The organism is Pseudomonas lalucatii (assembly GCF_018398425.1).
Classification (GTDB): Bacteria; Pseudomonadota; Gammaproteobacteria; order Pseudomonadales; family Pseudomonadaceae; genus Aquipseudomonas; species Aquipseudomonas lalucatii.
The window spans coordinates 1,148,284-1,170,850 of sequence record NZ_JADPMV010000001.1 but is presented as its reverse complement, the minus strand read 5'-3'; the positions used below and the strand labels follow the sequence as shown (position 1 = coordinate 1,170,850).

The 22,567-nt window shown below is 70.8% G+C and carries 22 protein-coding genes, 1 tRNA gene and 2 riboswitches; of the genes, 19 read left to right on the top strand and 4 right to left on the bottom strand.

Features of this window, described 5'->3' with window-relative positions; translation table 11 throughout:
* Positions 1-29 precede the first annotated feature (29 nt).
* Positions 30-105 (top strand) — tRNA-Ala (locus I0D00_RS05225).
* A gap of 59 nt (positions 106-164) precedes the next feature.
* Here I0D00_RS05225 and I0D00_RS05220 read toward each other — a convergent pair.
* Positions 165-512 carry a GFA family protein gene (locus I0D00_RS05220; protein ID WP_213638680.1) on the bottom strand — a complete coding sequence of 116 codons (348 nt, stop codon included), beginning with the start codon at positions 510-512 and terminating at the stop codon, positions 165-167.
* Positions 513-612: 100 nt separating this feature from the next.
* A riboswitch (cobalamin riboswitch) is annotated at positions 613-850 on the top strand.
* 497 nt (positions 851-1,347) lie between these two features.
* Here I0D00_RS05220 and I0D00_RS05215 point away from each other — a divergent pair.
* From I0D00_RS05215 to I0D00_RS05145, 15 genes are all read left to right on the top strand, one after another.
* Positions 1,348-5,289: a cobaltochelatase subunit CobN gene (locus tag I0D00_RS05215; protein WP_246533176.1), complete on the top strand. Its 3,942-nt coding sequence runs from the start codon at positions 1,348-1,350 to the stop codon at positions 5,287-5,289.
* A 2-nt stretch (positions 5,290-5,291) separates the two neighbouring features.
* Complete coding sequence (locus I0D00_RS05210) at positions 5,292-5,768, top strand: MotA/TolQ/ExbB proton channel family protein (protein WP_213638679.1); 477 nt, start codon at positions 5,292-5,294, stop codon at positions 5,766-5,768.
* Positions 5,746-6,045 (top strand): DUF2149 domain-containing protein, encoded by a 300-nt coding sequence (locus tag I0D00_RS05205; protein WP_213638678.1) that lies wholly within the window; start codon positions 5,746-5,748, stop codon positions 6,043-6,045. The genes I0D00_RS05210 and I0D00_RS05205 overlap by 23 nt, the downstream gene beginning before the upstream one ends.
* Positions 6,046-6,111: 66 nt before the next feature.
* Positions 6,112-6,367, top strand: a riboswitch (cobalamin riboswitch).
* A gap of 116 nt (positions 6,368-6,483) precedes the next feature.
* Positions 6,484-8,331, top strand: coding sequence for a TonB-dependent vitamin B12 receptor (btuB, locus tag I0D00_RS05200; RefSeq protein ID WP_213638677.1), 1,848 nt, complete (start codon positions 6,484-6,486; stop codon positions 8,329-8,331).
* 53 nt (positions 8,332-8,384) lie between these two features.
* Positions 8,385-8,960 carry a hypothetical protein gene (locus tag I0D00_RS05195; RefSeq protein WP_213638676.1) on the top strand — a complete coding sequence of 192 codons (576 nt, stop codon included), beginning with the start codon at positions 8,385-8,387 and terminating at the stop codon, positions 8,958-8,960.
* Entirely contained in the window at positions 8,957-9,568 is a 612-nt protein-coding gene (gene cobO / locus I0D00_RS05190; RefSeq protein ID WP_213638675.1) for a cob(I)yrinic acid a,c-diamide adenosyltransferase, read from the top strand. Before I0D00_RS05195 ends, cobO begins: the two co-directional genes overlap by 4 nt.
* Positions 9,568-10,860 (top strand): cobyrinic acid a,c-diamide synthase CobB, encoded by a 1,293-nt coding sequence (locus I0D00_RS05185; RefSeq protein WP_213638674.1) that lies wholly within the window; start codon positions 9,568-9,570, stop codon positions 10,858-10,860. The genes cobO and I0D00_RS05185 overlap by 1 nt, the downstream gene beginning before the upstream one ends.
* Positions 10,857-11,516, top strand: a complete 660-nt coding sequence (gene bluB, locus I0D00_RS05180) for a 5,6-dimethylbenzimidazole synthase (protein ID WP_213638673.1) — start codon at positions 10,857-10,859, stop codon at positions 11,514-11,516. The genes I0D00_RS05185 and bluB overlap by 4 nt, the downstream gene beginning before the upstream one ends.
* Before the next feature lie 25 nt (positions 11,517-11,541).
* On the top strand, positions 11,542-12,450 hold the full coding sequence (gene cbiB / locus I0D00_RS05175; RefSeq protein ID WP_213638672.1) for an adenosylcobinamide-phosphate synthase CbiB: 909 nt from the start codon (positions 11,542-11,544) through the stop codon (positions 12,448-12,450).
* Positions 12,443-13,435 carry a threonine-phosphate decarboxylase CobD gene (gene cobD / locus I0D00_RS05170; protein WP_213638671.1) on the top strand — a complete coding sequence of 331 codons (993 nt, stop codon included), beginning with the start codon at positions 12,443-12,445 and terminating at the stop codon, positions 13,433-13,435. The genes cbiB and cobD overlap by 8 nt, the downstream gene beginning before the upstream one ends.
* Positions 13,432-14,901 (top strand): cobyric acid synthase, encoded by a 1,470-nt coding sequence (locus I0D00_RS05165; protein WP_213638670.1) that lies wholly within the window; start codon positions 13,432-13,434, stop codon positions 14,899-14,901. Before cobD ends, I0D00_RS05165 begins: the two co-directional genes overlap by 4 nt.
* Entirely contained in the window at positions 14,898-15,419 is a 522-nt protein-coding gene (cobU, locus tag I0D00_RS05160) for a bifunctional adenosylcobinamide kinase/adenosylcobinamide-phosphate guanylyltransferase (protein WP_213638669.1), read from the top strand. Before I0D00_RS05165 ends, cobU begins: the two co-directional genes overlap by 4 nt.
* Positions 15,416-16,468, top strand: a complete 1,053-nt coding sequence (gene cobT, locus I0D00_RS05155) for a nicotinate-nucleotide--dimethylbenzimidazole phosphoribosyltransferase (protein WP_213638667.1) — start codon at positions 15,416-15,418, stop codon at positions 16,466-16,468. Before cobU ends, cobT begins: the two co-directional genes overlap by 4 nt.
* Complete coding sequence (cobC, locus tag I0D00_RS05150) at positions 16,465-17,040, top strand: alpha-ribazole phosphatase family protein (RefSeq protein ID WP_213638666.1); 576 nt, start codon at positions 16,465-16,467, stop codon at positions 17,038-17,040. Before cobT ends, cobC begins: the two co-directional genes overlap by 4 nt.
* Positions 17,037-17,762 carry an adenosylcobinamide-GDP ribazoletransferase gene (locus I0D00_RS05145; RefSeq protein WP_213638665.1) on the top strand — a complete coding sequence of 242 codons (726 nt, stop codon included), beginning with the start codon at positions 17,037-17,039 and terminating at the stop codon, positions 17,760-17,762. The genes cobC and I0D00_RS05145 overlap by 4 nt, the downstream gene beginning before the upstream one ends.
* Before the next feature lie 120 nt (positions 17,763-17,882).
* On the opposite strand, the gene I0D00_RS05140 is transcribed toward I0D00_RS05145, so the two are convergent.
* Positions 17,883-19,013 (bottom strand): nickel/cobalt efflux transporter, encoded by a 1,131-nt coding sequence (locus I0D00_RS05140; protein ID WP_213638664.1) that lies wholly within the window; start codon positions 19,011-19,013, stop codon positions 17,883-17,885.
* A 10-nt stretch (positions 19,014-19,023) separates the two neighbouring features.
* Positions 19,024-19,311 carry a metal-sensing transcriptional repressor gene (mreA, locus tag I0D00_RS05135; protein ID WP_213638663.1) on the bottom strand — a complete coding sequence of 96 codons (288 nt, stop codon included), beginning with the start codon at positions 19,309-19,311 and terminating at the stop codon, positions 19,024-19,026.
* A gap of 57 nt (positions 19,312-19,368) precedes the next feature.
* Here mreA and I0D00_RS05130 point away from each other — a divergent pair, with 57 nt between their 5' ends.
* From I0D00_RS05130 to I0D00_RS05120, 3 genes are read left to right on the top strand one after another with little or no spacing between them, the layout of a single operon-like run.
* Positions 19,369-19,788, top strand: a complete 420-nt coding sequence (locus tag I0D00_RS05130) for a hypothetical protein (protein WP_246533175.1) — start codon at positions 19,369-19,371, stop codon at positions 19,786-19,788.
* A 47-nt stretch (positions 19,789-19,835) separates the two neighbouring features.
* Complete coding sequence (locus I0D00_RS05125) at positions 19,836-20,573, top strand: HupE/UreJ family protein (RefSeq protein WP_213638662.1); 738 nt, start codon at positions 19,836-19,838, stop codon at positions 20,571-20,573.
* 12 nt (positions 20,574-20,585) lie between these two features.
* Complete coding sequence (locus I0D00_RS05120; RefSeq protein WP_213638661.1) at positions 20,586-21,248, top strand: transmembrane anchor protein; 663 nt, start codon at positions 20,586-20,588, stop codon at positions 21,246-21,248.
* 111 nt (positions 21,249-21,359) lie between these two features.
* Here I0D00_RS05120 and I0D00_RS05115 read toward each other — a convergent pair whose 3' ends face one another.
* The gene (locus I0D00_RS05115) at positions 21,360-22,346 is read right to left on the bottom strand and encodes a zinc-dependent alcohol dehydrogenase family protein (RefSeq protein ID WP_246533174.1); all 987 of its coding nucleotides are present in this window, start codon (positions 22,344-22,346) and stop codon (positions 21,360-21,362) included.
* Between the last annotated feature and the right edge of the window lie 221 nt (positions 22,347-22,567).

The window sequence follows — 22,567 nt, the reverse complement described above, 5'->3', positions numbered from 1 at the left end:
CGGCAGGGCGCTAGATTCAATCCCATGACGGGCCGATAGCTCAGCTGGGAGAGCGCCGCGTTCGCAATGCGGAGGTCGGGAGTTCGATCCTCCTTCGGTCCACCAAGTCGAAAGCCAGGCCCTTGCGGCCTGGCTTTTTGCTTGTGCAGGGCGCCAATGGCGATCTAAAGCGCCCGCCCGTCGAACCGTTCGACAGGGATGCGCTCCAGGTCGATGCCCTCCAGACAACGGATATTGATGGCCGCCACGGCATTGCCCTTGGGGTCGCGGCCTTCGCCGTAAGGGTGGATGCCGCAGCGCGGGCAGAAGCGGTGCTGGATCACGTGCTTGTTGAAGCTGTAGGTGGCGGCGTCCTGGTCCGGGGTCAGCAAGTACAGTTTGTCCCGGGGGACGAACCACATCAGCGAACCCTTGCGCTGGCAAATCGAGCAATTGCAGGCCATCGCCTTGTCGATTTCACCTTCCACCTCGAACGCTATGCGGCCGCAGTGGCAACTGCCTCGATAATTCATCGCAACGTTCCTGACGAGTAAGGGGAGGTAGAAGCTTAGCTTCCGTTGTGGGAGGCATCGGGCGCACCCATGCATTGACGCCCCGCCGGCCTGTCTCTACCCTGCGCGCCTTGCAACAGGTGCCCCCGACGCCGCGCGTCCGAGGGGTGAAACAGGGAAGTCGGTGCGTTCGGCCCAGGTAGGCCGACAACTCCGACGCTGCCCCCGCAACGGTAGACGAGTCAAACCAGCGCTTTTGCAACCACTGTGCCTCGGCATGGGAAGGTGCGCTGGCCGGCGATCCAGCAGTCGGATCGCCGCTCGTAAGCCCGGAGACCGGCCTGTCGCAGTCCACGGCATCGCGGAGGGCGTTGTCCGGCGGGTGGTCCGCGTCCTTTGTCGCGGCTCATGCGTCGCCGTTCCTCCGCCTGCCTCTTGCGGCCTGAGTCGCGCGGGTGAGTGCGGCGGAGCGAATACGACATGAGCGAGTCCCTTCCACGGCCTGCGTCCTTCCTGACGCGCGCCCTTTCCCTGAGCAGGCGCCTGGCCTTGGCCGCGTGCCTGCTGCTGAGCGCGCCGCTGGCCGGCGCGGCGCAGATCAACGCCATCGTCTCCGCCTACAGCGCCGCCGAGTTCGCCGCGGCGGTGGCCCAGTTCCAGCGCCTGCATCCCGGCCAGCGGGTCAGCGCGCGCACCCCCGAGCAGCTGGCCGAGCTGGACGATGCCGCCCTGGCGCAGTGGCTGGATGCGGGCCAGGTGCTGTTCGGCGCCGGCATCTTCGGTGCCGAGGTGGAGCGCCTGCGCCCCCTGCTCGGCCGGGCGGCGGTCGCCGAGCTGTTCGTCCTGCACAGCGACCATGGCCTGGTGCAGCTCAGCCGCGCCGCCGGCCGGCCGCTGTTCGCCTCCCGCGAGGGAGGCCGAGCGCCTGGGCGCGCTCAAGCCGGGCGGGGCGCTGGCGCCCTGGCTGCAGGAGCAGCAGCGCGCGCACCCGCGCCAGGCCGACTGGCTGAGTGCGCGCAGCTACTGGCTGGCCGGCGGCAGCGAGAACATCGCCGGGCTGCTCGCCTGGCTGGCGGCGCGGGTGGACGCCGAGGTGGCGGTGGCACCGGCCAAGGCGCGGGCGCCGCTGCGCTTCTACCAGGACGGCGAGCTGCGTGCGGCCGAGCAGTTACGCTGGCGCGGCGACGCCCTGGTGGCGATCGTCGATCACGGGCGCGCCGACCGCGCCGGCGACCAGGCGCTCAACGATGCGCTGTGCCGGGCCCTGGGCGAGGCCGGCCTGGCCTGCGTCAGCCTGTTCGCCAACTGGGGGGCGGGTTCCCTGCAGGCGGTGCGCTGGCTCAAAGAGGGCGAGCATCCGCCGTTGGCCGCGGTGGTCGCCCTGCAGGACTTCGTCATCGGCGGCGGCGAGCACCGCGAGCAGGTCAGCGAGCTGTTCGGCGAGCTGAACGTGCCGGTGCTCAAGGGCCTGCGCCTGGAGGACCGCAGCGAGGCGGCCTGGCAGCTGTCCAGCGACGGCCTGGCCCGCGACAAGGTGCATTACCAGCTGGCCATGCCGGAGCTGCAGGGTACCAGCCAGGCCGTGGTGCTGGCGGCCTGGCGCGAGTGCCAGCTCGACCCGCTGTCCGGCATCCGCTTCGCCATCGGCGAGCCGCTGCCGCGCCAGGTCGCCGCGATGAGCGCGCGCATCCAGCGCTGGCGACACCTGCAGCGCACGGCCAACGCCGACAAGCGCCTGGCGATCGTCTACTACAACCATCCGCCGGGCCGGCACAACATCGGCGCGGACAACCTCGACGTGCCGCAGTCGCTGTGGCACATCCTCCGCCGCCTGCAGGCCGAGGGCTACGACACCGGGCCGCTGCCGGACAGCCCCGCGGCCCTGCTGGAGCTGCTGCAGGAGCGCGGCGTCAACCTGCCGGAGCAGGGCGACGCCCTGGCCGAGATGGCCGGCAAGGTGCAGAGCCTGGGCGGTGAGGAATACCGCGACTGGTTCGCCACCCTGCCGGCGGCGTTGCAGGCGGAGATGGTCCAGGGCCCCCTGGGCTACTGGCACGCCCAGCTGCGCCGCGCCCTGGCGGCCTCGCAGCTGCAGATCGCCGGGGAGATCCTGGCCAACGGCTCCAGCGAGCTGCACCACGTGCTCGATGGCGTCGCGCACCCGGCGCGGGCCCGCGCCCTGGACCTGCTGGCGCAGCTCGAGGCGCTGTACCGGGCGGCCCTGGCGCAGCCGAGCCAGGCCGACTGGGCCCAGGCCGAGGGGCTGATCGCGGCGCTGGCGGCGACCGGCATCGAGGGCCTGCGCGGCTGGGGCGAAGGCCCCGGCTATGTGATGGTCCACGACGGCCGCCTGCTGCTGCCGGGGCTGCGCTTCGGCAAGGTGTTCGTCGGCCCGCAGCCGCCGCGCGGCTGGGAGGTGGACGAGGAGCTGCTGCACGCCAACCTGGTGTTCCCGCCGCCGCACCAGTACCTGGCCTTCTACCACTGGCTGCGCGAGGGCTTCCGCGCCGACGCGCTGATCCACCTGGGCCGCCACTCCACCTACGAGTTCCTGCCGCGGCGGCGGGTCGGCCTGAGCGACGAGGACTATCCGACCCAGGTCCTCGGCGACCTGCCGAGCATCTACCCCTACATAGTCGACGGGGTCGGCGAGGGCATCCAGGCCAAGCGCCGCGGCCTGGCGGTGATGATCGACCACCTGACCCCGCCGCTGCTGGCCACGCCGCTGTACGACGACCTGCTCAAGCTGCGCCAGCTGATCGAGAGCTTCGAGGCCGGCGCCGGGCAGGGCGAGGGGCCGGCGCGGCACGCCAGCATCGCCGAGATCAAGCGCCTGGTCGGCAGCGCCGGCCTGGAGCCGGAGCTGCGCGAATCCATGGCCGAGGTGCTGGCCACCCGCGGCATCGACTTCGAGCAGGTCGACGACGACCTGCTGGTGCACGAGGTCGGCCATTACCTGACCAACATCCAGGAACGCTTCATGCCCATGGGCCTGCACGTGTTCGGCAAGCCCTGGCGGCCCGAGGCGGTGGACACCCTGCTGACCTCCATGGGCACCGCCGGGACGGGACACCGCCAGGCGCTGATCGACTCGCCGGCGGCCGAGATGGCGGCGCTGCTGAGGGCCCTGGACGGGGGCTTCGTCGCCCCCGGCAAGGGCAACGACCCGATCCGCACACCGCAGGCGCTGCCCACCGGGCGCAACTTCCATGCCCTGGACAGCAGCCTGCTGCCCAGCCGCATCGGCTGGGGCATCGGCCGCGAGATGGCGCGGCAGGCGCGGCAGCGGCCGCTCGCCGCCGAGGGCCGCGAGGCGGTGATCCTCTGGGCCTCGGACACGGTGCGCGACGAGGGCGCGATGATCGCCTTCGGCCTCGAGCTGCTCGGCGTCGAGCCGCAGTGGAACGGCCGCGGCATCGTCCAGGGCATCCGGCGCCGGCCGCTGGCGGCGGGGGAGGAGCGCCGCGACCTGCTGTTCACCACCTCCGGGCTGTTCCGCGACCTCTACGCCGACCAGCTGGCGCTGCTCGAGCGCGCGGTGCTGCTGGCCCTGGACGGCGGCGCCGAGACCATCCGCCGCGACTACCCGGCGCTGCGCCCGGCCCTGGCCGCGGCCCTGGAGCCGCTCGGCGCGGCGGCCGAGGGCGGCCGCGAGAGCCTGGCGGTGAACCGCGTCGCCGCCCATTGGGTGGCGGACGCGGCGCGGCGCCTGGAGGCCGGGCTGGATGCCGAGCAGGCCGGCAGCCTGGCGGCCCTGCGCCTGTTCGGCGTGGCCCCGGGCGCCTATGGCGCCGGCATCAACCGCCTGGTGGAGCGCTCCGGCAGCTGGCAGCAGCGCGGCGAACTGGCCCAGGCCTATGTCGCGCGCCTCGGCCACGCCTACGGCCTGCGCCACCAGGGCGAGCCGGTGCAGGAGGTGTTCCGCGACAACCTCAAGCAGGTGCGCCGCACCTATCTGGGGCGCTCCAGCAACCTCTACGGCCTGCTGGACAACAACGACTCCTTCGATTACCTGGGCGGCCTGAGCCTGGCGGTGGAGCAGGTTTCCGGCAGCACCCCGGAGAACTTCGTCAGCTGGCACAACGACCCGGCGCGGGTGCGCCTGGAGCCGCTGCAGCAGGCGCTGCTGGCCGAGCTGCGCGGGCGCTTCCTCAACCCGGCCTGGATCGAGGCGCTGATGCAGCACGACTACGCCGGCGCGCGGACCATGGGCAGCGAGTTCCTCGAATACCTCTGGGGCTGGCAGGTGACCAACCCGGAGATCATCCGTGACAGCGCCTGGGAGGAGGTCAAGGCGGTGTATATCGACGACCGCTACGAAGTCGGCCTGGATGCCTTCCTCGAGCAGGGCGCCAACGTGCACGTGAAGAGCAACATGCTGGCGATCATGCTGGTGGCCATCCACAAGGACTTCTGGCAGGCCGACGCGGCCACGCTGCGGCAGCTCGGCGAGCAGTTCGCCCGCCTGGTGGTCGAGCACGGCCTGCCCGGCAGCGGCCACACCCGGCCGGACCACCCGATGCTGCAGTGGTTGCTGCCGCAGCTGCCGGATGAGCTGCGCAGCGCCCTGCAGCAGCGCCTGCAGGCGGCGCAGGTCGAGGCCGCGCCGATGCCGGCGCCGAGTACCCTCAGCGAGATCCAGGCGGCGCAGGCCGAGCCCGCCACCGAGCCGGGCGCCGGCCAAGGCGAGGCCCAACCCCTGAACCAGGCATTCTGGTTCGCCCTGGCGCTGCTGGCCGGCCTGCTCGCCCTGGGCGTCTGGCGCGGCCGCGGCGCCCATACCCCGGGAGGACGTTGAAGATGTTCGACAGTCAAGTATTCACCTGGCTGCACCTGCTGGTCGGCTGGCTGCTGCAGCCGGTCACCCTCGGCCTGTTCGCCCTGCTGGCGCTGGCGGTGTGGGATTGCGGGGTGGCCGTCGGCGAGCGCTGCGGCGGCCTGGCCCACTGGCAGCGCTTGCCGCTGGCGGAGATCGAGCGGCGGGCGCGCAAGCGCCTGGATCGCGCCGACCTGATCGCCCGTATCGGCCCCATGCTCGGCCTGATGGGCACCCTGATCCCCCTGGGGCCCGGGCTGGCGGCCCTCGGCGAGGGCAATGTGCAGATCCTCAGCGTGGCCATGCGGGTGGCCTTCGATACCACGGTGTTCGGCCTGCTCGCCGGGGTGCTCGGCTTCGGCCTGGGGCGTCTGCGCCGCCGCTGGTACGACGAGCTGCTGGACCGGTGCGAGGCCCGGACGGGCGAGGAGCAGACCGATGAGCCGGCGCTGGCGCTCTAGCCGTTTCGCCGAAGGCGACGACGACCCGCTCGGGCCCCTGGCCAACTTGGTCGACGTGGTGCTGGTGTTCGCCTGCGGCCTGATCGCCGCGCTGGTGGCACAGACCGACCTGCTGGCCGAGCTGCAGGCGCGCCAGCAGCCGCTGCCGGTCGAGCGCGGCCGCGAGCTGCCGGCTCTGCCCGACAGCCTCAAGGGCCGGGGCGGCGAGGGGCTGCAGAGCGTCGGCCAGGTCTATCGCGACCCGCAGACCGGCAAGCTGATCCTGATCGGCCAGTGAGCCCGGCGCAGGGCGGCTAGTTCGGGGCAGCGGGCAGTGTTTGACGTTGCCGCGGCAAGTCTCTACCCTGCGCGCCTTGCTTCAGGTGCCCCCGACGCTGCGCGTCCGGGGGTGAAACAGGGAAGTCGGTGCGCGTGGCGATTCACGCCCGCAATTCCGACGCTGCCCCCGCAACGGTAGACGAGTCAAACCAGCGCTTTTGCAACCACTGTGCCGACAGCAGCCCCCAGGGTTTGCTCGCATGGGAAGGTGCGCTGGCCGGCGACCCCCAGTTGGATCGCCACTCGTGAGCCCGGAGACCGGCCTGTCGCAATCCACGGCATCGCGGAGGGCGTTGTCTGGCGGGTGACTGCGTCCTCGGCGTGCCCCGTCCATTGCTCTCCGTATGCCCATATAGGTCTGAGTCGCCCGGGTGGGGCGGCGGAGCATGCATACGCGATGAGTAAGTCCCTTCTGACCCCGGCAGCGGCGCTGCTGTGCGGCGTTTCCAGTCTTTCCCAGGCCCAGGCGGCCGAACCCAGCCGTTTGCAGGACCAGGTGGTGACCGCCACCCGTACCGCGCAGACCGTCGAGCAGAGCCTGGCGGCGGTCACCGTATTCGACCGCGAGCAGATCGAACTGAGCCAGGCCACTTCGGTGCCCGAACTGCTCAAGCGGGTGCCGGGTGTGTCCTTCGCCAACAACGGCGGGCCGGGCAAGCACAGCTCGCTGTTCATGCGCGGCAGCGAGTCCGACCATGTGCTGGTGCTGATCGACGGCATCAAGGTCGGCTCGGTGACCTCGGGCGCGGTGGCCCTGCAGGACCTGCCCCTGGAGCTGATCGAGCGCATCGAGGTGGTGCGTGGCCCGCGTTCCAGCCTGTACGGCTCCGAGGCCATAGGCGGGGTGATCCAGATCTTCACCCGCAAGGGCGGCTCGGGTGGCGCCAGGCCGTTCTTCTCCGCCGGCTACGGCACCCACGACAGCTACAGCGGCAGCGCCGGGGTCAGCGGTGGCGACGACCGGGGCTGGTACAGCCTGGGGGTGAGCGGGGCGGACACCGATGGCCTCAACGCCAAGGCGATGGATGCCAGCGGCTACGAGGACGATGCCGACGGCTACCGCAACCTGTCCGCCGCGCTCAGCGCCGGCTACCGCTTCGCCAACGGCCTGGAGCTGGACGCCAACCTGCTGCAGGCCAAGTCGCACAACGATTACGACCAGGTCAACCGCCGGCGCACCGCCGGTTTCCACGCCCATGCCGACGGCGAGTCGAATGTGCTGGGCACCCGCGCGCGGTTCGCCCCGCTGGAGCCCTGGCAGGTGACCCTGCAGGCCGGGCGCAGCGAGGACAAGTCCGATGCCTTCCAGGACGGCGCCTTCTACTCGCGTTTCGACAGCCGCCGCGACAGCGCCAGCTGGCAGAACGACCTGAGCCTGGCCCCCGGCCATCTCCTGACCCTGGGCGCCGACTACCAGCACGACGAGGTCAACGGCAGCACCGCCTACGCCGAGGACTCGCGGGACAACAAGGGCGCCTTCGCCCAGTACCTGGGCGAGGTCGGCCGGCACGACTGGCAGCTGTCGCTGCGCCGCGACGACAACCAGCAGTTCGGCCGGCACGACACCGGCAACCTCGGCTACGGCTTTGCCCTGAGCGACGCGTTGCGGGCCACCCTCGGCTACGGCACGGCGTTCAAGGCGCCGACTTTCAACGAACTGTACTACCCCGGCTACGGCAACCCCGAGCTGGACGCGGAGACCTCGCGCAGCCTGGAGCTCGGCCTGGCCGGCCGGCACGGCTGGGGCCACTGGGCGGTGAACGCCTTTCGCAGCGTCATCGACGACCTGATCGCCTACGACTCGAGCATCCGTGGTCCGGCCAACGTCGACCAGGCACGCATCCGCGGCGTCGAGCTGCTGCTGGCCAGCCAGCTGCTCGGCTGGGACTGGAACGCCAACTACACGCTGCTGGAACCGGAGAACCGTTCGGCCGGGGCCAACGACGGCAACGAGCTGGCGCGCCGCGCCAAGCAGCTGTTCAACCTCGACCTGGATCGCCGCCTCGGCGCCTTCAGCCTCGGCGCCAGCCTGCATGCCGAGGGCCAGCGCTACGACGACCTGGCCAATACCAGGGAGCTGTCCGGCTTCGCCACCCTGGACCTGCGCGGCGAGTACCGCATCGACCCCGCATGGCGCCTGCAGGCCCGGGTGGCCAACCTGCTGGACGCCGACTACGAGACCGCCGAGGGCTTCAACCAGCCCGGCCAGGCGCTCTACCTGACGCTGCGCTACCAGGCGCTGTAATCCCCCCGGCGCCGACGGGTTGACCCGTCGGCGCCCTCACCAGGAGAACCCCCATGCCCAAGCTGTCACCCTCCACGCAACTGCTGCTCGGCCTCGCCCTGGCGGCGCTGCTGGCCATGACCCGCGGCCAGCACTTCGCCACGCTCAACCTGCCCAGCGCCTCCTGGGCGGTGTTCTTCCTCGCCGGCGTGCTGCTGACCCCGCGCTGGGTGTTCCCGGCGCTGTTCGCCGAGGCCTCGCTGCTGGATCTGGCCGCCATGCAGTGGAGCGGGGTGAGCGACTGGTGCCTGTCGCCGGCCTACTGGCTGCTGCTGCCGGCCTACGCCTCGCTGTGGCTGGGCGGCCGCCTGTACGCCGGCCGGCACCGCGACAGCCTGCAGAGCCTGGCACTGCTGGCGGCGACCGCGGCGCTCAGCGCCTTCGTCGCCTACCTGTTCTCCGGCGGCGGCTTCCTGTTCTTCTCCGGGCGCTATGCGGAGCCGAGCCTGGCCCTGCTGGTCGAGCGCATCGCCGTCTACTACCCGCGCTACCTGGGTAACCTGGCGCTCTATCTCGGCCTGGCGACGCTGCTCTACGGCGGCGCCCGCTCCTGGCAACTGGCGCAGCGGCGCGCGGAGGTGCAGGGATGAGCGAGTCGATGGAGCGCGACGCGCGGCACAAGGCACGCATGGCGCGCAAGAAGGCGCTGATCGACGAGAAGATCGCCCAGGCCCAGGACGAATACGGCCTGTTGCTGGTGCACACGGGCAACGGCAAGGGCAAGAGCAGCTCGGCCTTCGGCATGGTCGCCCGGGCCCTGGGGCACGGCATCAGGGTCGGCGTGGTGCAGTTCATCAAGGGCGCCGCCAGCACCGGCGAGGAGACCTTCTTCCGCCGCTTCCCCGAGGAGGTCAGCTACCACGTGATGGGCGAGGGCTTCACCTGGGAAACCCAGGACCGCCAGCGCGATATCCAGAAAGCCCAGGAGGCCTGGGCGGTGGCGCGCCAGTTGCTCGGCGACCCGGCCATCGGCCTGGTGGTGCTGGACGAGCTGAACATCGCCCTCAAGTACGGCTACCTGGAGCTGGAGACGGTGCTGGCCGACATCGAGGCCCGGCCGCTGCTGCAGCACGTGGTGGTGACCGGCCGCGGCGCCCCGCCGGGGATGATCGAGGCGGCGGACACCGTCACCGAGATGAGCCTGGTCAAGCATGCCTTCAAGGCCGGGGTGAAAGCGCAGAAGGGCGTGGAGTTCTGATGAGCGCCAGGAACTGCCCGGCGCTGCTGATCGCCGCGCCGGCCTCGGGCCAGGGCAAGACCACGGTCACCGCCGCCCTGGCGCGCCTGCACGCGCGCCAGGGCAAGCGCGTGCGGGTGTTCAAGTGCGGCCCGGATTTCCTCGACCCGATGATCCTCGCCCGCGCCAGCGGCGCGCCGGTGTACCAGCTGGACCTGTGGATGGTCGGCGCGGCCGAGAGCCGCCGGCTGCTCTGGCAGGCGGCCGGGGAGGCCGAGCTGATCCTCATCGAGGGGGTGATGGGGCTGTTCGACGGCAGCCCCTCGGCCGCCGACCTGGCCCGGCATTTCGGCGTGCCGGTGCTGGCGGTGATCGACGGCTCGGCCATGGCCCAGACCTTCGGCGCCCTGGCCCATGGCCTGGCCAGCTTCCAGGCGGACCTGCCGTTTTCCGGGGTGCTCGGCAACAAGGTCGGCAGCGTTCGGCACGGCGAGATCCTGCGCGATGCCTTGCCCGCGTCCATCCGCTGGTATGGCGCCTTGCCGCGCAGTGCCGACATCGAACTGCCCAGTCGCCACCTGGGCCTGGTCCAGGCCGGGGAACTGGCCGACCTGGATGCCCGCCTGGACGCCGCCGCCGACGCCCTGGCCGCCAGCGCCGAGGTGGCCCTGCCGCCGCCGGTGAGCTGCGCCGCCCCCGAGCCGCAGGCGCTCGCGCCGCTGCTGGCCGGGGTGCGCAGCGGCGTGGCCTTGGACGCCGCCTTCGCCTTCCTCTACCAGGCCAACCTGGACCTGTTGCGCGAACTGGGCGCCGAGCTGCGGTTCTTCTCGCCCCTGGCCGATGAGCAGTTGCCCGAGGTCGACAGCCTCTACCTGCCCGGCGGCTACCCCGAGCTGCACCTGGCGCGCCTGGAAGCCAACCAGGCCATGGCCGAGGCGATCCGCGCCCACCACGCGGCCGGCAAGCCGATCCACGCCGAGTGCGGCGGCATGCTCTACCTGCTCGACAGGCTCACCGACAAGCAAGGGCAGAGCGGGCGCATGCTCGGCCTGCTGCCCGGCGCGGCGACCCTGCAGCCGCGCCTGACCGCCCTGGCCCTGCAGGAGGTCGAGCTGCCCGGCGGCCGCCTGCGTGGGCATACCTTCCATCACTCGGCCCTGACCTGCGACCTGCAGCCCATCGCCCGGGGCGAGTGCCCGAACTACAAGCGCACCGCCGAGGCGGTCTATCGCCAGGGCCGGCTGAGCGCCTCCTATATCCACTTCTACCTGCCGTCCGATCCCGTGGCGGCCGCCGAGCTGTTCCAGCCATGAGCCAGCAGGCCTTCAGCGCTGCCGAGCGGGCGGCGGTCTACCGGGCCATCGCCGAGCGCCGCGACATGCGCCACTTCAGCGGCGGGCGGGTCGAGCCGGCGGTGCTGACGCGGCTGCTGCAGGCGGCGCACCAGGCGCCCAGCGTCGGCCTGATGCAGCCCTGGCGCTTTATCCGCATCACCCGTCCGGAGCTGCGCCGGGCGATCCAGGCCCTGGTGGAGGAGGAGCGACAGCGCACCGCCGAGGCCCTGGGCGAGCGTGGCGACGCCTTCATGCGGCTCAAGGTCGAGGGCGTCGGCGACTGCGCCGAGCTGCTGGTGGCGGCCCTGATGGACGACCGCGAGGCCCATGTGTTCGGTCGCCGCACAATGCCGGAAATGGACCTGGCCTCGGTGGCCTGCGCCATTCAGAATCTCTGGCTGGCCGCCCGCGCCGAGGGGCTGGGCATGGGCTGGGTGTCGCTGTTCGAGCCGCAGGCATTGGCCGAGCTGCTGGCCATGCCGCCCGGCAGCCAGCCGCTGGCGCTGCTCTGTCTCGGCCCGGTGGCGGAGTTCTATCAGGCACCGATGCTGGTGCAGCAGGGCTGGGCGCAGCAGCGGGCGCTGCAGGAATTGCTGTTTCAGGACCGATGGGGGATCGAGGCGTGTTCGCAGTAGCAGAAGGCTGGACGAGGGCGGGTCCGTGAGCCTGGCCCTGAGCGGCCTGACAGCCGTCGCCCTGGATGCCTGGCTGGGCGAGCCCAGGCGCGCGCACCCGCTGGTGGCCTTCGGCCGTCTGGCCGCAGGGCTGGAGCGGCGTTTCAATTCGGCCGGGCGCGGCTGGCGCAGTCATGGCGTCACGGCTTGGTGCCTGGCGGTGCTGCCGCCGACCCTGCTGGCGGCGCTGCTGGCCCAGCTGCCGGGCATCGGCTGGGCGGTGGAGATCCTCGCCCTGTATGCCGCCCTGGGCTTGAAGAGCCTCGGCGAGCACGCCCTGCCGGTGGCCCAGGCCCTGCGCCTGGGCGACCTGCCCCTGGCGCGCGAGCGGGTCGGCTATCTGGTCAGCCGCACCACCAGCGAACTGGACGCCAGCGGGGTGGCCCGCGCCGGCACCGAGTCGGTGCTGGAGAACGGCTCGGATGCGGTGTTCGCCGCGCTGTTCTGGTTCCTCGTCGCCGGCGCGCCGGGGGTGGTGCTCTATCGCCTGAGCAACACCCTGGACGCCATGTGGGGCTACCGTACCCCGCGCTTCGCCCGCTTCGGCTGGGCCGCGGCGAAGATCGACGACGGCCTCAACTACCTGCCGGCGCGCCTGGTGGCGCTGACCTACGCGCTGCTCGGCAGCAGCGCCTCGGCACTGCGCTGCTGGCGCCGCCAGGCACCGCAGTGGGACAGCCCCAATGCCGGCCCGGTGATGGCCGCCGGTGCCGGCGCCCTGGGCGTGCGCCTGGGCGGCGCGGCCATCTACCACGGCCGCGAGGAGCAGCGCCCGCCCCTGGGCGAGGGCGCCGCGCCGCGGGCCCGGGATATCGAGCGGGCGCTCAATCTGGTGTACGGCGGCGTGCTGCTGTGGCTGGCGTTGCTGCTGGTGGCGGAGGTGGGCCTTGCTTGAGCACGGCGGCCGGCTGCGCGCGGCGGCGCAGCGCCATGGCATCGCCCTGGGCGACTGGCTGGACCTGTCCACCGGCATCGCCCCCTATGGCTGGCCCTTGCCGCCTGTTCCCGCGAGCGCCTGGACGCGCCTGCCCGAAGCAGACGACGGCCTGGAGGCGGCCGCCCGCGACTATTACGGGGCGCCGGCGTTGCTGCCGGTGGCCGGCTCCCAGTCGGCGATCCAGGCCCTGCCGCGGCTGCGCGGCCGTTCGCGGGTCGGCGTCCTCGCGCCGGCCTACGCCGAGCATGCGGCGGCCTGGGAGCGCGCGGGCCATGAGCTGCTGCAACTGGATGCAGAGGAAATGGACCGGCAGGTCGATGGCCTCGACGTGCTGCTGCTGGTCAACCCGAACAATCCGACTGGACGGCGTTTCGCCCCCGCGCAGCTGCTGGCCTGGCATCGGCGCCTGGCCGCGCGCGGCGGCTGGCTGCTGGTCGACGAGGCCTTCATCGACTGCACCCCGCAGCACAGCCTGGCGGCCTACTGCGACCGGCCCGGGCTGATCGTGCTGCGCTCGTTCGGCAAGTTCTTCGGCCTGGCCGGTATCCGCCTGGGCTTCGTCCTGGCCGAACCGGCGCTGCTGGGGCGGCTCGACGAACTGCTCGGGCCCTGGACGGTCAGCGGTCCGGCCCGGGCGTTGGCCACTGCGTTGCTGCCGGACCGGCGTGGCCAGGGCGAGCAGCGCCGGCGCCTGAGTGCCGACGGCCGGCGCCTGGCCGAGCTGCTGAGCGCCCGGGGCTGGCCGCCCAGCGGTGGCTGTGCGCTGTTCCAGTGGTGCTCTGATCCGCGGGCGGCGGCGCTACATGAATTTCTCGCCGCCCAGGGCATCCTCACCCGCCTGTTCCAGGCGCCGCTCAGCCTGCGCTTCGGCCTGCCCGCCGACGAGCCGGGCTGGGCCCGGCTGGAGCAGGCGTTACACGCATTCAAGGAGCATTCGGCATGACCACCCTGATGGTGCAGGGCACCACCTCCGACGCCGGCAAGAGCACCCTGGTGACCGCGCTGTGCCGCTGGCTCAGGCGCCAGGGCGTGGCGGTGGCACCGTTCAAGCCGCAGAACATGGCGCTCAATTCCGCCGTGACTGAAGACGGCGGCGAGATCGGCCGGGCCCAGGCGGTGCAGGCCCAGGCCGCCGGCCTGGCGCCGCACAGCGACATGAACCCGGTGCTGCTCAAGCCCAACAGCGACACCGGCGCCCAGGTGATCATCCATGGCCGCGCCATCAGCAGCATGGAGGCCGCCGCCTACCACGACTACAAGAAGGTGGCGATGGATGCGGTGCTGCAGTCGCACCAGCGCCTGAGCGCCGCCTACCAGGTGGTGGCGGTGGAGGGCGCCGGCTCGCCGGCGGAGATCAACCTGCGCGCCGGCGACATCGCCAACATGGGCTTCGCCGAGGCGGTGGACTGCCCGGTGATCCTCATCGCCGACATCGACAAGGGCGGGGTGTTCGCCCACCTGGTCGGCACCCTCGAGTTGCTCAGCCCGTCGGAACAGGCGCGCATCCAGGGCTTCGTGATCAACCGCTTTCGCGGCGACATCGCCCTGCTGCAGCCGGGCCTCGACTGGCTGGAGCAACGTACCGGCAAGCCGGTGCTCGGCGTGCTGCCCTACCTGATGGATTTTCACCTGGAAGCCGAGGACGCCATCGATCAGCGCCAGGCGACCAAGACCGGCGAGGTGCTCAAGGTGGTGGTGCCGGTGCTGCCGCGCATCAGCAATCACACCGACTTCGACCCGCTGCGCCTGCATCCGCAGGTCGAGCTGAGCTTCGTCGGCCCCGGCCAGGCGATACCGCCGGCCGACCTGATCATCCTGCCCGGCTCCAAGAGCGTGCGCGCCGACCTGGCGTTCCTGCGCGAGCAGGGCTGGGAGGCGGCCATCCATAGGCACCTGCGCTACGGCGGCAAGCTCGTCGGCATCTGCGGCGGCCTGCAGATGCTCGGCACGCGCCTCGACGACCCCCATGGCCTGGAAGGCGTGGCGGGCGGCAGCGACGGCCTGGGCCTGCTGGATTTTTCCACCGTGCTGGAGCCCGAGAAGCAGCTGCGCAACGTCCGCGGCCGCCTGCGCCTGGAGGATGCGCCGGTAACCGGCTACGAGATCCACGCCGGGGTCAGCACGGGGGCCGGCCTGAACGGCGCCGTGCTGCTGGACGACGGCCGTGGCGACGGCGCCTTGAGCGCCGACGGCCAGGTGCTCGGCACCTACCTGCACGGGCTGTTCGAGTCGGGCCCGGCCTGTGCGGCGCTGCTGCGCTGGGCCGGCCTGCGCGAGGTGCAGGCGGTCGACTACCAGGCCCTGCGCGAGCGCGACATCGAGCGCCTGGCCGACCTGGTCGAGGCCCATCTGGATACCGCCAGGCTGCGCGAGCTGTGCGGCATGGCGCAGCCCAGGGAGAACTCATGATCGAACTGATCCTCGGCGGCGCCCGTTCCGGCAAGAGCCGCCTGGCCGAGAGGCTGGCCGGCGAATCCGGCCTGGCGGTGACCTACATCGCCACCGGCCAGGCGCTGGACGGCGAGATGGCCGCGCGCATCCGCGAACACCGGGCGCGCCGCCCGGCGCACTGGGCCCTGGTGGAGGAGCCGCTGGCCCTGGCCCGGGTGCTGGCCGAGCAGGCGGGGGAAGGGCGCTGCCTGCTGGTCGACTGCCTGACCCTGTGGCTGAGCAACCTGCTGATGCTGGACGATCAGGCGCGCCTGGACGCCGAGCGCGAGGCGCTGCTCGAGTGCCTGCACGCGCTGCCGGGGCGGGTGATCCTGGTCAGCAACGAGACCGGCCTGGGGGTGGTGCCCCTGGGCGAGCTGACCCGCCGCTATGTCGACGAAGCCGGCTGGCTGCACCAGGCCCTGGCCGAGCGCTGCGGGCGGGTGACCCTGACTGTGGCGGGCCTGCCGCTGGTACTGAAGGGGGCGCCGCTATGAGCCAGGGCTGGTGGCAGCAACCCAGCCGAATGCCGGACCAGGCGGCGCGCGAGCAGGCCCTGGCGCGCCAGGCGCAGCTGACCAAGCCGGCCGGCTCCCTCGGCCAGCTGGAGCACCTGGCGGTGCAGTTGGCCGCGCTGCAGGGGCGCGAGCGGCCCGGCGTCGAGCGCGTGGCCATCGGCATCTTCGCCGGCGACCATGGTGTGGTCGCCGAGGGCGTGTCGGCCTACCCGCAGGCAGTCACCGGGCAGATGCTCGGCAACTTCGTCGCCGGCGGCGCGGCCATCAGCGTGCTGGCCCGCCAGCTGGGCGCCAGCCTGGAGGTGGTCGACCTGGGCACCGCGCAGCCGTTGGAGCTGCCCGGGGTGCGCCACCTGCACCTGGGCGCCGGTACCGCGAACTTCACCCAGGGCCCGGCGATGAGCGCCGCGCAGGCCCGCCTGGCCCTGCAGGGCGGTCGCGATGCCCTGCTGCGCGCGCAGCAGGGCGGGGCTCAGTTGTTTATCGGCGGCGAGATGGGCATCGGCAACACCACTGCGGCCACGGCCCTGGCCTGCTGGCTGCTGGACTGCCCGGCCGCCGCGCTGGTCGGCCCCGGCACCGGCCTGGATGGCGCCGGGCTGGCGCGCAAGACGGCGGTGATCGAGGTGGCCCTGGCCCTGCATCGGCCGGCCATCGCCGAGCCCTTCGACGCCCTGCAACGCCTCGGCGGCTTCGAGATCCTCGCCCTGGTCGGCGCCTACCTGGCCTGCGCCCAGGAGGGGGTCACAGCCCTAGTGGACGGTTTCATCTGCAGCGTCGCCGCCCTGGCGGCGGTGCGCCTCAACCCGGACTGTCGGCCCTGGCTGTTGTTCGCCCACCAGGGCGCCGAACCTGGGCATCGTCGCGTGCTGCAGGCCCTGGAGGCCGAGCCGCTGCTGCAATTGGGCCTGCGCCTGGGCGAGGGCAGCGGCGCGGCGCTGGCCGTACCGCTGTTGCGCCTGGCCTGCCAGCTGCACAGCGAGATGGCCACCTTCGCCGAGGCGGCGGTGGCGGAGCGCGCGCCGTGACGGTCCACCTGGAACTGCTGCGCCATGGCGAGACCGAACGGGGCGGCGGCCTGCGCGGGCGTATCGACGATGCCCTGACGGATGCCGGCTGGGCCCAGCTGCGTGGGGCGGTACAGGACGCCGGCCCCTGGGACCGCCTGATCAGCTCGCCGCTGCAGCGCTGCGCCCGCTTCGCCGAGGAGCTGGCGGCGCGGCGCGGCCTGCCGTTGAGCCTGGAACCGGACCTGCAGGAGCTGCACTTCGGCGCCTGGGAAGGGCGCAGCGCCGCCGAGCTGATGCAGACCGACGCCGAGGCCCTGGGGCGCTTCTGGACCGATCCCTACGCCTGCCCGCCACCCGGCGGCGAGGCCATGGCGGACTTCGAGGCGCGGGTGCTGGGCGCGCTGCACCGGCTGCAGGCCCGGCATGCCGGCGAGCGCCTGCTGCTGGTCAGCCACGGCGGGGTGATGCGCCTGCTGCTGGCGCGGGCCCGCAGCCTGGCGCCGGCCGACCTGCTGCAGGTCGGCGTGGCCCATGGCCAGCGCGTGCGTCTGACGCTGGACGGCGCCGGCCGGCTGCGGGAGCTGCCGTGACGCCGCTGCTGATCGCCCTGCAGTTTCTCACCCGCCTTCCGGTGCGCCTGGCCGGCATGCCGACGCCCGCTCAGCTCGGTCGCTCGCTGCTCTGGTACCCCGCGGTGGGCCTGTTGCTGGGCCTGCTGCTGGTCACCGCCCAGCAGCTGCTGGCCGATGTGCAGGTGCTGTTGCAGGCGGCGCTGCTGCTGACGCTCTGGGTCGGCCTCAGCGGCGGCCTGCACCTGGACGGCCTGGCCGACAGCGCCGACGCCTGGGTCGGCGGCATGGGCGACCGCGAGCGCACCCTGGCAATCATGAAGGACCCGCGCAGCGGGCCCATGGCGGTGCTGGTGCTGGCGCTGCTGCTGTTGCTCAAGTTCGCCGCCCTGGTGGCCTTGCTCGAGGCCGGCGAGGCCCTGGCCCTGCTGCTGGTGCCCTGGCTGGCGCGGGTACTGCCGCCGCTGCTCCTGCTGAGTACCCCCTACGTGCGTCCCGGCGGCCTGGGTCAGGCCCTGGCCGACCACCTGCCGCGCCGCCAGCTGCCCTGGCTGCTGGCCGCCCACGGGGTCGCCATCGCCCTGTTCGGCGGCCCGGGCCTGCTGGCCCTGCTGGTGGCCGGGCTGCTGTTCCTCTGGCTGCGCCGGCTGCTGCGGCGGCGCCTCGGCGGCACCACCGGCGACACGGCCGGGGCCCTGCTGGAGCTGACGGAGTGCGCGATGCTGGTGGCGCTGGCGCTCTGACGGAGCCTATCAACCGCGTTACTTGCCCTTCCCGCGCGGCGAGATTCGTTAGTCGGGCTACCTCAGGGTTTCCAGACGGCGAGGACGGGCCGAATGGGCCGGACAGCGCCCCCAGTCACCCTAGGCGTTCAGGCCGGTCCAGCCATGGACGCCAACGTAAACACCCACGCCGATGATCAACAGGCTGGACAGGTAAGGGGCGCGACGCGCCACAGTGCCAAGCCAGGGCCAGCGATTGGATGCCTGGCGCGCGCCGATAGCGGCGGCGGCGCCCACACTGACCAGGGTGATGGCCAAGCCGATGCTGAAGCACAGCACCAGGACGGCACCCAATGCGACTTCTTTCACTTGCAGGCAGAGCAGCAGCACGGTGATCGCCGCCGGGCAGGGGATCAGTCCTCCGGTCAGGCCGAACAGGATGATCTGCCCGGTGGTGACGTTACGGTTGCCGAAGCGCCTGCGGATGTCGTTGGCATGCGCGCGTTCATGGGCGTCCTGGTAGCCCTCCAGCGACAGCTCCAACCCCTGCAGTTCGGCGTGTGCATGGTCGTGCCCCTGGCCGTGTTCACGGAACTCCAGGTCATAATCGTGGCTGTGGCCGGCATGGCCCAGGCTCAGCCGCGCGGTGAACTCATGGGGCTCGGGAATCTCGTCCAGCGACTCCAGGTAGTCGCCCCGGCCGACGAAGCGAAACTGCTGGGCCAGGCCATCGGGGCGAGTCGTCAGCAGGCTGACTTCTGCAGCCGGCCAAGCGTGGCCGCTCAAGATATTCAGCCGCCAGCGCGCAGGCACGCCGTCCTCGAAGATCGACAGCTCGATGCGCCCGTGACCGGTATCGATGCGCTGGGTTTCAGGGTGCCGGTGAGGGCCGTGCCGATGCGCATCCTCCTCGAAACGCCACATCCGTTCGCCGCGCCAGGTACGCCAGAGCATCCACAGGGCGATGGCGATGATGATGGCGGCGGACGCGAGCTGGAAATAGGGCTCGGTGGTTTCGGCATTCAGGTTCTGCCCCAGGTACATGCCGGCCATGGCCACCAGCCAGACCACGGCCGTGTGCGACAGCGTTGCGGCCAGTCCCAGCAGAACGGCCTGCTTGACCGTGCCACGAATGGCCACGATGAATGCCGCCATCATGGTTTTCGAATGCCCCGGCTCCAGGCCATGCAAGGCACCTAGCAGAATGGCGCTGGGGAAATACAGCCAGGCCTGCGCGGCCCCCTGTTGCAGCAGTTCGGCGAAGCTCGACATGGGAAGGGGCCTAGAGGTACTTGGTGATCTGCTTGAAGTCTTCCAGCGATGCGCGCTCGCCGGTCGCGAGTGCTTCGACCGTATGTTCCAGGCAGTGGTCGATGTGGTCCTGGATAAGCACGCGCTTGGCCTGGCAGACGGCCTTTTCCACGGCGTGCAGCTGCTGGGCGATGTCGACGCAGGCCCGCTGGTCTTCGATCATGGTGACGATGCTGCGCAGGTGACCCTCGGCGCGCTTCAACCTTTTGACGATATCGCTATGACTTTGGTGCTGGTGGCCGTGTTCGTGATCGCTCATGTCTTGAGTCTCGTGCATCGATGAATTACGCTCGCATGCTATCCCCCTGGAGGGGATATGGTCAAACCGACCGCCCCCCAGAAAAGCCAGCCACTCAGGCACCGAAAGAACCCCGACATGCTCAGCAGCCCCATCAGCGCCAAGGTGATTCTTGCCCTTGCTCTCGCCATCCTGATGGTCTGGGCCGGGCATAGCTCTGCGCTGCTGATGGGGGCGAGCCAGCCCGTCTTGAGTGGCAACGACGCTGCCCATTCGCCTGCCCACGGTGACGGTGCCTTTGCCTGCGCGGCCTGCGCGGATCACTACCATTCCTCGCTGACCGCCGACCATGTGCATGAAACCCCGCACCTGACCAGGCTGCTGGGCATCGGCACGCTGCCGGAGCGTGCGCAGCCGATAGAGGCGCCTCGCCACTCCCTTCCGCCCAGGCCGATCTTCCTGATCGAGCGGCCTCCACGCGCCACATTCGTGCTCTGACACTGGCCGCTGCGCGGCCCAAGACCACTGCAATCTAGGACTCGACCATGCATTCGCTATCCATGGGCGCAATGGACGCACCTGCCGTGCGCCCGAACCGCTCGTTACTACTGTTGCTGTTGTTCGCGGCACTGCTGTTTCTCGGCATGCCCGACGCCCTGGCCCACGCTGTCGCCGAGGGCGACAAGGGCTTCATCCAGGAAAGCGCCGGGGTGATGGTGCTGCCGTTCATCTACATGGGCGCCAAGCACATGATCACCGGCTACGACCACCTGCTGTTCCTGTTCGGGGTGATCTTCTTTCTCTATCGCCTGAAGGACGTGGGGCTCTACGTCACCCTGTTCGCCGTGGGCCACAGCGTGACGCTGCTGCTGGGCGTGCTGGCGGAGATCAGCATCAGTGCCTATGTGATCGACGCCATCATAGGTTTCTCGGTGGTGTACAAGGCGCTGGACAACCTGGGCGCGTTCCAGCGCTGGTTCGGCCATCAGCCGGACACCAAGGCGGCCACGCTGATCTTCGGCTTGCTGCACGGCTTCGGCCTGGCGACCAAGATCCAGGAGTACGAGATCTCGGCAGACGGCCTGATCGCCAACCTGGTCGCCTTCAACGTCGGCGTCGAGATCGGCCAGCTCCTGGCCCTGAGTGCCATCCTGATTGTCATGGGCTACTGGCGGCGCACCGCCGGTTTCTGGCGTCATGCCTACACCGCCAACGTCGCCATGATGAGCGCCGGTTTCCTGTTGATGGGTTACCAGCTCACCGGCCTGATCGTCTCTCAGTAAGGAATTTCCCGCATGTTCAACACCAAGCTTCCGACCCACAGCGAATTGCCGACCAGCCGCCAATTGCTGCGCTCCACCCTGATCGCCGCGGGCGTTGCCGCGGTCTTGCTGGTCACCGTGGTGATGCCTTCGGAGTACGCCATCGACCCCACGGGTGCTGGCCGCGTGCTCGGCCTGACCCAGATGGGCGAAATGAAGATAACCCTGGCCGAAGAGGCGGTGGCCGATGCCGCCGTGCAGCCAGCGCCGGCTCCAGTTGTTCAAGCCTCCGCGCCCGTTCAGCCGGTCGCTCAAGAACCGCTTGCGGCGGCGCCTGTGGCTGAAGCGCCAGCAGAACCGCAGCCGGCCCTGAAGTCCGATGAGCTGAGCGTCACGCTGAAGCCGGGCGAGGCCAGTGAAATCAAGCTGGAAATGCTCAACACTGCCACGGTCAGCTACGAGTGGACGACCAACGGCGTGCCGGTCAACCACGACACCCACGGCGAGCCCTACAACGGGCCTAAGGGCTACTACCACAGCTACAGCAAGGCCAAGCAGGTCAAGGGTGACAAGGGCGAGTTCACCGCCATCTTCGACGGCACCCACGGCTGGTTCTGGCGTAACCGTAGCAATCGCGACGTGACCATCACGCTGAAGACCAAGGGCGAATACCTGAGCGTCAAGCGGGTGATCTAAGGCCGCTCCCCGCCGTCGCGGCGGCGGGGGCATTCCGGCTGTCTCCAGACGATTCCTTACCTGCCGGTTGTCGCGTTTGGGCCGTGCGATCCGGGACCCCTATGGCCGGGATCAGACCTCGATCACGACCTTGCCCAGGGCCAGGCCGCTGGCCAGCCGCTCGTGGGCACGTGCCACATCGACCAGGCCGAAGCGCTGCTCGTCGAGCACCGGACGCAGCCCGCCGGCCTCGGCGATGCTCGCCAGCTCGGCGAGGATCTTGCCGTGGGCAGCACGTCCCCGGTCGTGAATCATCGGGATCAGCATGAAGACGACATGCAGGGACAACCCCTTGAAGTGAGCCGTGGAGAGGTCAAGCTCCACCAGGGACACCGTGGTGGCCACCTGTCCGTTGAGGGCCGCCGCCTCGAAGGAATTGACCAGGTTGCCCGCGCCCACCGAGTCGAACACCACATCGAAGCCGGCGCCGTCGGTGTGCTGCTCGACATAGTCCGCCACGCTTTGTTCGCGGTAGTTGATGGCGACCGCGCCCAGGGACTCGATCAGGGCCAGCTGGGCTTCAGCGCCGCCGGTCGAGAAGACCCGGGCGCCGAAGTGACGGGCCAGTTGCACGGCGATATGGCCCACGCCACCGGAGCCGCCGTGCACCAGCACCTGCTGGTCCTCGGCGATGCCGGCACGCTTGAGACCTTCATAGGCCGTGATGCCGACCAGGGGCAGGGCCGCCGCTTCGCGCATCGAGAGGTTCTTGGGCTTGCGGGCGATCAGCCGCGCATCGGCCGGCATGTATTGCGCCAGAGCGCCCGGCAGCTCGCCGAGGCCGCCGGCGCAGCCATAGACCTCGTCGCCGATCGCGTAGTCGGTGACGCCGGCACCGAGCGCCTCGACGGTACCCGCGAAGTCCATGCCCAGCACGGCCGGCAGGTCCGGGGCAATCGGCAGCTTCTTGCCCATCTGGCGGATCATCATGTCCACGGTGTTGACGCTGGTGGCCGCCACGCGAACCAGCACATGACCGGGTTTGACTGCCGGTGTCGCAAGCTCCGCGGGTACGAACAGGTCCGCGCCGCCGAACTCGTTGATGATCATTGCTTTCATGGAAGTCATGCTCCGCGAGTGAAGGTGCACCCAGACTATGGAAGGGTGGCCGGCATGATAAGAAGGCAGCGCCCGCATTCACTTTTCGGATTTCGTTGATAGTGGCCGCGAGCCCCGCCGGCGGAGGGCCGGTGCCTGCTCCCTTCAGCCGGCGAAAGGGGCGTCGGCCCCCGCCTCCCGGGAATGGCGGCCGGCTCGACCGAGCCGGCGCGCTTCGGCTG